General features: G+C 56.5%; 12 protein-coding genes. 8 read left to right on the forward strand and 4 right to left on the reverse strand.

Annotated features, from left to right (window positions below; all coding sequences use genetic code 11):
* Positions 1-55: 55 nt before the first annotated feature.
* The 4 genes from HBN61_RS04925 to HBN61_RS04940 all read right to left on the reverse strand — a co-directional run bounded on the left by HBN61_RS04925 (position 56) and on the right by HBN61_RS04940 (position 3,013).
* Positions 56-655, reverse strand: a complete 600-nt coding sequence (locus tag HBN61_RS04925) for a GTP cyclohydrolase II (RefSeq protein ID WP_047273470.1) — start codon at positions 653-655, stop codon at positions 56-58.
* A gap of 39 nt (positions 656-694) precedes the next feature.
* Positions 695-1,645 carry a formylglycine-generating enzyme family protein gene (locus HBN61_RS04930; protein ID WP_047273478.1) on the reverse strand — a complete coding sequence of 317 codons (951 nt, stop codon included), beginning with the start codon at positions 1,643-1,645 and terminating at the stop codon, positions 695-697.
* 92 nt (positions 1,646-1,737) lie between these two features.
* Positions 1,738-2,475: a class I SAM-dependent methyltransferase gene (locus HBN61_RS04935; RefSeq protein WP_047279847.1), complete on the reverse strand. Its 738-nt coding sequence runs from the start codon at positions 2,473-2,475 to the stop codon at positions 1,738-1,740.
* A gap of 91 nt (positions 2,476-2,566) precedes the next feature.
* Positions 2,567-3,013 carry a DMT family transporter gene (locus HBN61_RS04940; protein ID WP_047273472.1) on the reverse strand — a complete coding sequence of 149 codons (447 nt, stop codon included), beginning with the start codon at positions 3,011-3,013 and terminating at the stop codon, positions 2,567-2,569.
* A 200-nt stretch (positions 3,014-3,213) separates the two neighbouring features.
* On the opposite strand from HBN61_RS04940, the gene moaC reads away from it, so the two are divergent.
* From moaC to HBN61_RS04975, 8 genes are all read left to right on the forward strand, one after another.
* Positions 3,214-3,687, forward strand: a complete 474-nt coding sequence (gene moaC / locus HBN61_RS04945; RefSeq protein ID WP_047273473.1) for a cyclic pyranopterin monophosphate synthase MoaC — start codon at positions 3,214-3,216, stop codon at positions 3,685-3,687.
* A complete protein-coding gene (locus HBN61_RS04950) occupies positions 3,684-3,929 on the forward strand; it encodes a MoaD/ThiS family protein (RefSeq protein WP_047273474.1) in 246 nt (81 codons plus the stop codon). Before moaC ends, HBN61_RS04950 begins: the two co-directional genes overlap by 4 nt.
* 2 nt (positions 3,930-3,931) lie before the next feature.
* Positions 3,932-4,381 carry a molybdopterin synthase catalytic subunit MoaE gene (moaE, locus tag HBN61_RS04955; protein WP_047273475.1) on the forward strand — a complete coding sequence of 150 codons (450 nt, stop codon included), beginning with the start codon at positions 3,932-3,934 and terminating at the stop codon, positions 4,379-4,381.
* Between the two features lie 120 nt (positions 4,382-4,501).
* Complete coding sequence (locus HBN61_RS04960; protein ID WP_170046241.1) at positions 4,502-6,514, forward strand: type VI secretion system Vgr family protein; 2,013 nt, start codon at positions 4,502-4,504, stop codon at positions 6,512-6,514.
* Positions 6,511-7,344, forward strand: coding sequence for a DUF4123 domain-containing protein (locus HBN61_RS04965; RefSeq protein ID WP_170046242.1), 834 nt, complete (start codon positions 6,511-6,513; stop codon positions 7,342-7,344). Before HBN61_RS04960 ends, HBN61_RS04965 begins: the two co-directional genes overlap by 4 nt.
* Positions 7,341-7,982: a toxin VasX gene (locus HBN61_RS22575; RefSeq protein ID WP_262498700.1), complete on the forward strand. Its 642-nt coding sequence runs from the start codon at positions 7,341-7,343 to the stop codon at positions 7,980-7,982. The genes HBN61_RS04965 and HBN61_RS22575 overlap by 4 nt, the downstream gene beginning before the upstream one ends.
* Before the next feature lie 9 nt (positions 7,983-7,991).
* Positions 7,992-10,703: a hypothetical protein gene (locus HBN61_RS22580; protein WP_238591548.1), complete on the forward strand. Its 2,712-nt coding sequence runs from the start codon at positions 7,992-7,994 to the stop codon at positions 10,701-10,703.
* On the forward strand, positions 10,700-11,584 hold an 885-nt coding region (locus HBN61_RS04975), incomplete at its 3' end, for a hypothetical protein (RefSeq protein ID WP_170046243.1). The genes HBN61_RS22580 and HBN61_RS04975, both read left to right, overlap by 4 nt.

Raw genomic sequence — 11,584 nt, forward strand, 5'->3', positions numbered from 1 at the left:
AGACGATAAATAACGGGGCCCCTGCAAAGAACTTGCGGGTATTTAATGGACGGACTTATTTGAACAAGTTGATGTGGTGATTCTTTTTATTGATCTTGGCTTGTAAATAAGGCCGATTGTGCCGGGTCAAAAACACCCCGGTCGGGATCACGTCGTCCACCTGCACGCCGTTGTTTTGCAGGGCGATAACTTTGTCCGGGTTATTGGTAATGACCCGGCAATGTTGCACCCCCAGTGCTTTCAACATATGGGCTGCTTCCGTGAAGTCGCGATCATCTTCACCAAAGTTCAAATGTTGATTGGCTTCAAAGGTATCCATGCCAGTGTCTTGCAGGCGATAGGCGTCCAACTTGGCATATAAGCCAATCCCGCGGCCTTCCTGGCGCAGGTAAATCAAATAACCGCCTTCTTCGTGCATGCGCTCGATGGACTCGGACAATTGCGGGCCGCAATCACAGCGTTGGGAACTGAAGACATCTCCGGTCAGGCATTCAGAGTGCAAACGCACCAAAGGACTATTGATCGACGCCGGACCCAGTTTGATAACGATATGTTCCTTGTCGGCTTCCAGCCCCGTAAAGCTGTAAAACGTACCGGGGATACCCGATTCATTCAGGTGGATATCAACCTGGTTTCTAACGCGCAGCGGGTTCATAGAATTCCTTTCCTATTAACGGATTTTTATTAGTTTGGGTTACAGCGTTTCAGCGAGCCTGAAGCCCATGACATAGATTTCGCGCGGGTATTTGCCATGCCGACGGCAGTTGCGGGCCAGGTCGCGAAACCGTGTAAAGCTGCCGCCCCGTGCGATGCGGTGGTTGCCTACCACGGTGACCAGGTCATCGCTGATGGCGTGTCCGCCGGGGTAGGGGGCATAGTCGTCGGCCACGTATTCTTCAACGTTGCCCGCCATGTCCATGCAGCCGAAGGGCGAGGCGCCCAGGGGGAACATGCCCACTGGGGTGGTGTTGAAAATGCCCATTTCGGCGGTATTGGCGTGTTCCGGCAAAAAGCGCTCACCCCACGGAAACTCAAGGTTCTCCGGCCCCGCGGCCGCGTATTCCCATTGCGCTTCAGTGGGCAAGCGGAAGGCGCGCCCCGAGCGCAGGCTCAGCCAGGCCACGTAAGCGTCGGCGTCTTCCGCGCTAAGGCCGTAGACCGGATGGTTCGAACGTTCCACCGGGAATTGCCCAAATGCCCAGTTGGTCGGAATGCGCGGCTCCAGCGAATCTTCGAGAAAAGCTTTGTATTCCAGATTAGTGACCGGGTATTTGCCGATGGCATAGGGTTGAAGCTGCACCGTGTGGCGCGGCACTTCCTTTTCGATCCAGCTGCGGTCCAGCCCCAGCCCTTGCATCCTGTCCATGACACTGTCGACCCTGGCTTCATCCAGCCCGGTTTCAATCCAGCCACCTTCGATGCGGATCATCGGCGGGTTAAGCACATCCAGACGCGGGTCCAGGGTCTCGGCCAGGTAGCGGCCTGCCGCCAGGCGGATCGGCAGCGCGGCGTGCGGGTCTTCCACGCGCCGCGTCAGCAGGCTGGCTGGCGCTTGAGTCAATTGCTGCCACTCAGCCAGCGGCAAGGCCAGGTTGAGGCCCGGCTGGAAGTGCTCTTCGAGCCCCATTAATTGGCGGTCAGTCATGTGCGCGGTCAGCGGGCCGTCAAATACCGGCCAGTGGGGAAACGCCTTGGATGTGTTTGACACGTCGAACTCCACTACAGATGCAAAAGGTGTCAGAGGGTGCAGACCAGGCCGGTTTGCAAACAGTTGCGCTCAAAGTCACCCCAATAGCCTTCCGGGAATTTCTGGCGATTGGTTTTGGAGATCAATGGGCGTTGCCAGTGGTAGTCGCTGAACCCCGCCTTGCGGATGGCCCGCTCGTAGTCTTCGTGGCTCCAGCGGTAAAAAGTGAATTCGCTGGGTGGCGTGGTGACAAATTCTGAAGGGCAGCGGAATCCGCCTTCGTGAGGGTTTTCGCTTTTGACGTGTACGCCGTACTTGGTGAAGTTGCCGTCTTCAAGGCGGAAACTGGGGTCGACGGTGTAGGCAATCAGCTTGCCGCCGGGCTGCAGGTTTTGCGCAACGGCGTAGAACATCGCTTCCAATTCGGCGGGCGACTGGGCGTAGTTGAACAGCCAGGCAGCGGTCACGCGTTCAAATTGGCCCATCACCGGCATCTCGCAGACATTGGCCACGTGAAACTCAATGGCCTCGTTGTTGCGGGCCGACTCCTTGCGTGCCAGCTCGATCATCGACGGCGAGATATCAACCCCCACCACCCGCGACGCGCCCTGACGGTACAGCTCGCGGCCGAAATACCCATAACCGCAGGCCAGGTCCAAAACGGACTTGCCTTTCACATCACCCACCATATGAAAGAACGTTTCGGTTTCAACGGAACGTTGCGATGCGGTGTCGGTGAAGACTTCAAAGCGATCGCCAATGGCGTCATAAGCGGTAAAAGAACTCATTGCTCACCTATTAAGTGTGATTGCTGTTATTAAATGCCGACCCCTGATAAAGGCCGGTGGGTGAAGTTGTTGCCCTTAAACGCGTCGCGGATTAACTGCGTACCGCAATTAAAAAACCGGCCAGTACCACACTGACGCCAATGATCTTTTGCAGATTGAGGGGTTGTTTGGGTAAGCCCACTAACCCGAAGTAATCAATAATGACCGAGATGGTCAGTTGGCCGATAATCACGGCCATGATGAAGTTGAGTGCACCCAGTCGCGGCACCAATATCAGGGCGGCGGTGATATACAACACACCGGCAATGCCGCCAAACCAGATCCACCAGGGACCTGCTTGCAGGGCGGCAATATTGGGACGAGGTACTTTAAAAATCAGCATGACCACCATCACGGCAATACAACTGACCACCAAAGACACGGCAGTGGCCCATAAGGGATGTCCTAATAACACGCCCAGTTTGGCGTTAGTGCCTGCTTGCAAGGGCACTGCAAAACCCGCCAATAAACTCAAGACAATGGATACAAATAAACTCATGGTGCGTGCCGTCCTTTTTTTTAATCTTGTACGGCGAATATAAAAACAGGGCCAATTCTTTGTTCTAATGCGCGATATTCGCGAGGTGGATCGCCTGGCTACAGGCCTTGAGCCATAAGGCATAGAGGCTGCTGGGCGATCGAGGGTGCGCATGCAGCAGAGGCGGGTTTACAATCGCCGCACTTGAAGGGAGTAACCCAGTGCTGACTCATTTGGATTCACAAGGCCGTGCCCACATGGTGGATGTCACCGACAAAGCCGTGACCTTTCGCGAGGCGGCGGCCCAGGCCGTGGTGCGCATGCGCCCCGAAACGCTGGACATGATCGTCAGTGGCGGCCACCCCAAGGGCGACGTTTTCGCCGTGGCGCGCATTGCTGGCATTCAAGCGGCCAAGAAAACCTCTGACCTGATTCCCCTGTGCCATCCGTTGATGCTGACCGGCGTCAAGGTCGAACTCAGCGCGCAGGGCTCCGATGCCGTGTTGATCGTGGCGCGTTGCAAGCTTTCCGGGCAGACCGGCGTCGAGATGGAAGCCTTGACCGCCGCCAGCGTTGCGGCACTGACCGTGTATGACATGTGCAAGGCCGTCGACCGCGGCATGACCATCGAAAGCGTGCGCGTGCTGGAGAAGCGTGGCGGCAAGAGCGGGCATTTCAAGGCCGATGCGTCATGAAGCTCAACGTCATGTATTTCGCCCGTTACCGTGAAGCCTTGGGGCGGGACAGCGAGCAGGTCGAAGGCGTTTTTTCATCCATTGCTGAGCTGCGCTCGCACCTGTTGCAACGTGGCAACGCGTGGGACGTACTGGCTGAGCCCAACCTGATGTGTGCGCGTAACCAAGACCTGTGCAAACTCGATGAACCCTTGGCAGACGGCGACGACGTTGCGTTCTTTCCGCCGGTTACGGGAGGCTGAACATGGCTATTCGCGTCCAGACAGAGGCGTTCGACCCTGGCGTTGAGGTCAACGCCCTGCATGCCGCCAACGCAGGCGTGGGCGCCGTGGTCAGCTTTGTTGGCTATGTGCGCGACTTCAACGACGGTCGCGACGTGGCGGGCATGTTTCTGGAGCATTACCCCGGCATGACTGAAAAAGCGCTGGGCAAGATCGTCATCGAGGCCGAGCAGCGTTGGCCGTTGCTCAAACTTGAAGTGCTGCACCGCGTGGGCGCCTTGCAACCGGGAGAGCCCATCGTCTTTGTGGGCGTCGCCAGCGCCCATCGGCAAGCGGCGTTCGACGCGTGTGCCTTTGTGATGGACTACCTGAAAACCCGGGCGCCGTTCTGGAAAAAGGAACACACCCCCGACGGCCCGCGCTGGGTGGAGGGACGCGCCAGCGATCACGCGGCGGCTGATCGCTGGACGTAGGGTAGGGGGGCGGTCATTTACCGGCCGATCCCGTTTCTTTTAAAACATTCCGAATCGTCTGACACGTGATTCCTAAGCTAATCCTGTAGCGTCCCGTCCTCAGTTTCTGAGGAACCAAGGATGTCCACCGTTAGCCGCCAAACCCGCTTCCAGCTGACCCTCATGGGCAGCGACCAGCCCTTTTCGGTGCTGGCATTCAAAGGCGAAGAGGCCATCAGCGAGCCGTTTTCCTTTGACATTCAACTGGTCAGCGAACGGGCCAGTCTTGACCTCGAAACCCTCTTGCACCAGCCCGCCTGGCTCTCGTTTGGCCCCGGTCACGGCATTCATGGCCAGATTGAGCGCATCACTCGCGCCAGTACCGGCAAGCGCCTGACCCATTACCGCCTGACCCTGGTCCCAAACCTTGCGTACCTCGTGCATCGCACTAACCAGCGGATTTTCCAGCAGCTGAGCGTGCAGCAGATCATCCAGCAGGTGCTTGAAGAGCACGGCCTGCTCAGTGACGTCTATAGCTTTGCCGGGTTCTCGGAGTACCCGCCTCGCGACTATTGCGTGCAATACGGCGAGTCGGACCTGCACTTCATCCAGCGGCTGTGTTTTGAGGAAGGTTTTCACTATTACTTCAGGCATTCGCCCGACAGGCATGAGCTGGTATTCGGCGATAAACAACAGGCCTTTACCCCGCTCAAAGCGCCCACACCTTACGTGCCGGGCAGTGGCCTGGTTGCCCAAGGCCCTGTCGTCCATGACTTTCAGATGAGCCTGCAAGCCTGCACCAACCGCACGTTTACCCGCGATTACGACTTCGATAAAGCCGGGCGCACCCTTGAGGCAGACAGCCAATCGCCCTCCAGCATGCGCCCGCTGGAACGCTACACCTACCCCGGCCGCTTCACCCGCGATCAAGAAGGCCTGCGTCATAGCCTGCGCACGCTGGAGCGCCATCAGGCCCAACACTGCGTGGTCAGCGGCCAGAGCGATCAGCCCGCCTTGCTCAGCGGGCATTTTCTGACCCTCAGCGAGCACCCGACCCCTGCAAACAACGCACAGTGGCTGCTGACCCGCGTGCGGCATGAAGGCCACCAGCCGCAAGTGCTGGAAGAAGCGGCGCCCGCCGCCGACGAAGGGTTTCAGGGCTATCGCAACACCTTTGAAGGAACGCCGGAGATCGGCACCTTTCGGGCCCCGACGGTGTACGAAAAGCCGCGCATTTTCGGCAGCCAGACCGCCTGCGTCACCGGCCCGGCGGGCGAAGAAATCCATTGCGACCCGTATGGCCGGGTGCGGGTCAAATTCCATTGGGACCGCAGCCCCGTCACCGATGAACGCAGCAGTTGCTGGCTACGGGTTTCGTCAAGCTGGGCGGGGGCGCGCTATGGCGGCGTCAGCGTGCCGCGGGTCGGCATGGAAGTGCTGGTGGACTTCGTCAATGGCGACCCGGACTGCCCGATCATTTCGGGGTGCCTGGCCAACAGCCTCAACCCGTTACCGCTGGACTTGCCGGCCAACAAGAGCCAAAGCGTGTTCCGCAGCCGCAGCACCCCCGGCGGCAACGGTTACAACGAACTGCGCATCGAAGACCGCCAAGGCCAGGAGCTGATCTACCTGCATGCGCAGCGTGACCTTGAGCAACACATCAAACACGACAGCCGCTTGCAGGTCGACGGTCAGCGCAGCGAAACCGTGACCGGCAACAGCATTAGCGTGCTCCAGGCCGAAGAGCAGCGCACCGTCAGCGCGGACCGCAAAGTTCAGATCCTGGGCAGCGATCATCTGCACATTGCAACCAGCGCCCATACCCGTGCCGGACAGAGCGTACTGGTCGAAGCCGGGCAGGAAATCCACCTCAAGGCGGGCGCCCTGGTGGGGCTGGAGGCGGGCGCAGCACTGACGCTGAACGCGGGTGGGCAGCATATCGTCATCAGTGCGGCGGGGATTTATTGCAGTTCGCCCATTCAACTGGGAGGCGTGCCGATACCGGGCACGCCCGCGATGCCAGCCATACCGAACCCTGTCGAGCCTTTGATCGCGCTGGCACCAGGCCCGCAAATCGAAGCACTGATGGCGGCCGCGCGTGGCGCCAAACCCATTTGCCCTGTCTGCGAAAAAATGCGGAGCACACCCGCATGAGCCGCGCTTACTTGTTACTCGACAGTTGCCAGATCGACAACCTTCAAGCCCGAGTGTGTGAATTGGCCCCCGGATCAAGGCCTCATTTTTTGTACCTGATGACCCAATACGCCGAGCTGGCATTTTACGGCCCTTTGTTAGTTGCCGTGCAGGCCCATAGCCCGTTGGCGCAGGCCTTCGACGCGCATTGGCAAGCCACAGCAGGCATCTGGCTTGAAAGTGATGCAGACGAAGAACGCTTGATCAAGCACTTGCGCAGCCTGATTCATGTCCGGGTGGAGGGCGATGTCAGCGTTTTATTTCGTTACTACGACCCACGAATTGCCCGTTTATGGTTGCAAGACCTGGCCGCCGGTGAGCGTGACAGGTTGATGGGCCCCGTGAGCCTGATTCGTTTGCCTGAGGGTGATTTACACCGTAAGGGCCTTGCCCGGGTGGGGGCCGAGTATGCGCATGTCCCATGGCTAACCCTGGATGCGCAACAGCTTGAGCACCTTGGCCAAGCAGGGCGAGAGGCTGTTCTGCAGCGCGTACAGGCGCACTGTAAGCAGTTTTTTCCGGCGTATTTAGATGGGCTGGATTCAGCCGGGCAGAAGCAATGGGCCAGTGCTTGCTGTTGCAGTGCCGAGCGTCAAGGGTACAGCGCAGTGGATGACGTGATGCGCTGGGTCAGTGTGTACGGCCATTTCGGTGACACCTTTCCTGATGGACCTGATCACACGGTGTATCGCCAGTTATTGGCCTCTCGTGATGGTTCACCCAAAGAGCGACTGGATAAGCTTCTGGCTGAATTTAAACGCCAGCTTGTATGCGCAGAGATTGCCTCATGAGCCACGAACAATTACTCGCCACACTCTCACGTCTGGAGGCGGCTGAGCGGGCCGCTTGTGGTCATGAATCTATCGATGTCAACAGCGTCGCGGGCCAATGCCCCGCCTACCAACCATATGTTTTTGTGCTGCCCGTTCGGTATGCGTTGAGCGAAGAGGCGTCCACACACGCGGCCGCTCAACCGGGTGTTACGCCTCAGAGCCACCCCATGGCCGCACGACTGCTACGCGAAGGGTTTGTGTATGTGTGGCAAGGCAGTGAAGGGCTAAAACGCTATGCCGTGGCAATCAACCGCTGCCTCCATGAACAACCGTTGGAGGCCGATGACACGCGGGTCGAGCGTGGCAAACTGTTTGGACTGACGCTCAGCAAACATGAGCCTGCCTGGATGCTCTACAGCGAATACCCGCTCACCCCTGAGGCATGCCAGCAGTTAGCGGATCCACAGGCACGCGCCCAACACATGCGCGTTATTGATTTGCGCCAGCTCGCCAATGAACTTCAGACCCCCCATTGCGTGCCGCTGAATGAGGCGGATCAGCTCATGGGCGAATTAATCCCTGAAACCTATGCGCGAGCCGTGACCCTTGACCATCTGCACAACGGTAAAGCGCATAAGGCCCACGAACAGCAATAGGCGCGACGAGTGTTCGAAAACCGTCCGACGGACAACCTTACGCACAACATCACCCAATGGCTGGACGCTCAGCGTTGGAATAACGAGCGCATCCGTGTGGCGGCGAGCCACCCTGAGATGACCGCCGAGCACACCGTGCCTGGTGAGTGGAGTGCGGTGCAGTGGGCGCCTTTCACTGTGCAACAAGTGCTGGAGGGCGCGCATCAACAGGCTCAAGGCCTGTATGCCGTACTGGCATGCCTGGATGATGATCTGGGCGTACTGCGTGACATTAATCACGAACAGGAACAAGTCGAAAGCCGCCATGAACAATGGCAGCAGGACCACCAACTTCGCTTGAGCATTGGCGGCTTCATACGCAGCCTGATCACCGAGGACGGCGCTGAAGTGGCGGGGCAGGTGAGTTATCGCTACCGCGAGCATGAGCTTGAGCTGACCCCAGAGCAGGGTGAGCAACTGCTCAAAGCGGATCGCGATCTGGAAGAGCTGTTTCGCGAAGAGGCGCGGTTGAATCAACGGCGCGGGCGTATTTCAAAATATTGGGCAGGTGCTGCCAGGCTGGCAGAAGTGCATGATCAAATAAAACGCACGGTAGCCTCGGTACGTGAATTCATTCCGGCTCAATTGCACACCGAAGTTGAAGCGTTGGTGCGCGATTACCGAGCGTCAAAAGTGGCCAACCTGGAAAACCGTTTCGTCAGTGAAAAGGTTGAGCAGTACATTGACTTGCCGGCCATGAACACCTGGCTGGACCACACGGCCCCCAACCATTTCGCTCAGGTTCAACAGCGCCATACCCGTCTCTATGCCGACCGGGGTGTGTATTTGCTTCGGCACCATAGCGGCACGTGGTTTGTCGATTTCCACAACCCCGCTCACCTGACATGGCTTGGCCACTTGGCCATGGCCTGCCTGAGCGCGCAATGCCTGCGCAAACAAGGTGCCGAGCAATACGCCGACTACGTGCGCAGTGCCGATGAAGGCGCCTTGCGTCAGTTGTTCTACGGCTGGAGCCCGACCCTGGAGGCGGCGGTCATCGGCATTAGCCGGTCCGCAGAGTTGATGGCGGCATTGAGTCTGGAAAACCAGGCCAACGCCGAACAAGCATTGATCAAAATACTCGGCCCGCTGGGTGCCCCGATCCTTGCCAACCTCGCCGAACTTGCTCGCGAGGCTGACAGTGCGTGGAATAGCCTGATCAAACGCTTGGGGGCTGCATTGCTGTTACTGGGCGGTGAGCCCGGCACGCCGTTAAGCGGGGCGTGGTTGAGCATCATGGTTGCCGTGCGTGTGGGCAGTGAGACCGGCTTGCGCCTGATCAATCAGGGCGGACGGCAGGTGTTGCAACTGGTCGGTAAAGCAGCCGAAGACCTTATCCAGTGGGCAAAAATAACAGGAAAAGCCATCGGCACAGGGCACGTCGCCAATATCGTTAACTCACCTGCGGTACAAAAAAGTGGCGGCGTGATTGCATTGGCGGCATTGCTGCTCAATAGCTGGAATGCGGGGCGCTATCTGAGCCAGGCGCAGGTGCTGGAAGGGGTGGATCAACAGCGTCAGTACGAGACAGCGTCCGCGACGTTATATGCCGCAGCCGCGTTGGTGGCGGTGATTGATGCGCAGGTCAGGAAGGGTTTTTGGGGAGGGAGAGGCGTTGAAGTCATTTCTTTGAAGGCCGGTAGAACTTCATACATCGCCTCCGTTATGACAATGCTGGGTGGCATTCTTGGCTTTCTTTCTTCCATAGCAGCATTTATGGAATACAAAGCACTTCAAATTCAACTAGATAACATGCAGGGAAATTTAGATCCGTGGTTGAAAGTGCGGCAGACAGTATCTGCGGGATTTGCTATAGCGTCTGGCGTACAGGCGATGCTCGGTATAATACACGCCTCTAAAAGCATGGTTGCAAGCTATGGGGTCGCGCTAGCACAGGCCAGTTATTTAAGATGGTTGGGACCGATTAATGTGGTATTAGCGGTCTTAGGCGTGTTTTATGTGGTTTCTTGGTTTATGCAGCGGACGCCCTTACAGAATTTTCTTGCTCATTGCTGTTGGTCAAAGTTGAGGGCGGGGAAGTGGGAAGTTATTGCGTACGAAGCCCAGGCTAAAGAGTTGATGGAGTTACAGAATATACTGTTTACGCCGCGCCTCAGTTTTGAAAACGGGTCCAGCCAAGAGTTAGTGGATAACTGGGACGGTTTTCGATATGTCTCGACAGTTGAATCTCTGACAGTGGATTTGCCAGGTGCTGGTTTTTATGGCTCGTATGTTGATATTTCTATAGTGGGTGATCCTGTTGATACGATTGCTTATAGAAACATGATTAAAAATAACGGCTCTGGCCATCTTGTCGTCCCGCCGAGACCGATGCGGGATATAGGTAAGTATTGGATTGAAACCAGTACGTGTAACTGGATACCGTATAAGGAAGGGCAGGGTATACGTTTGTCGGGACTGTTTAACCTTGTGCCTGATGTTCTTGGGACTCAACCTCGTCTGGTATCGGTGCGTATACGATACCGAACCCCCATCACTTCAATGTTGAACCTGTCAGAGTTTATTGGGGGGCAAGAAGGGCTCGCATTTACTTGCTCTCCGCTCATCGGTTTGGTGGAGGTACGCGATGCTCCAACTCCAGAATTGAATAAAGCTGAGCGTTTACGTGTGCGTATCGAAGACCATGGTAAAAGTTTAAAGCCCTTGAGTATTAGGGAATGACTCTTCCGCCAGCAGGTACAAGTCAGAAAGGTTTTTTTTCACAAAACGAATATTTGGCGCCGTTAGCAGTGCCAACCGGAGAAGTTGCGAATGACGTGCTGGGTAGTGTGTGGATAAAAAATGACGTTTATATGGATGTCGGTTTATTCGCAATAGGTCAGGCTATCGTCGTGTTATGGGTAAATATATTAATTTTTACTGCGGTTGCCTTTTTTTGGGGTGATTGGGATGTTCTTTACTTGGGCGTCATTTTGTTTGCTTATCCTATTTATCTTCTTGTCACTGTCTTGAAAAAGCCGGTGCCTTTGCCTGCTCGTTTTAATCGCCAGCGTCGAGAAGTTTGCGTTCCGATTAATGCTAGCGAATATTGGATTGTTCCGTGGGAAACCGTTGTCGCCCAAGCGACTGAGTGTTATTCAATGACTCAAGCAGGAAAATATTCAACAGGCGGGGGATTGCTCGTGGTGTTCAAAAATCCTGACCCTGAGGCGGATGAGAAAGTTAAATACTGCCGTTTTTCTTTTGCCAGTGGCAGTACCAGGGCCTCAAAAATGGTCTGGGAGTGTATGCGTAGTTACATGGAAATCGGGCCCGACGCAGTTGATACTCCACCCCAATATCATCCGTACACCAAGGGGGTATTAGCAACCTATTGGGAGCAACTGGGCGAGGCTGCCAGTCGCAAGGGCTGGCCGTTGGCATTGCTATGGGAAGGCTTTTTCGGTGTATTTGTATTTAATGTGTTGTTCATTAGGGATGCTCCGATCAACTTGTCGTGCAGCCGCGGCAAGTTGCAATTTTCCAGGCACCTACAGCGTCATTGGACGAAAAGTGACCGAAAAATCATGTACGGAGAGCTTTTTCGACCGGTTCTCCGTGTA

The sequence above is a fragment of the Pseudomonas sp. WS 5071 genome (assembly GCF_012985765.1).
Taxonomy (GTDB): Bacteria; Pseudomonadota; Gammaproteobacteria; order Pseudomonadales; family Pseudomonadaceae; genus Aquipseudomonas; species Aquipseudomonas lundensis_A.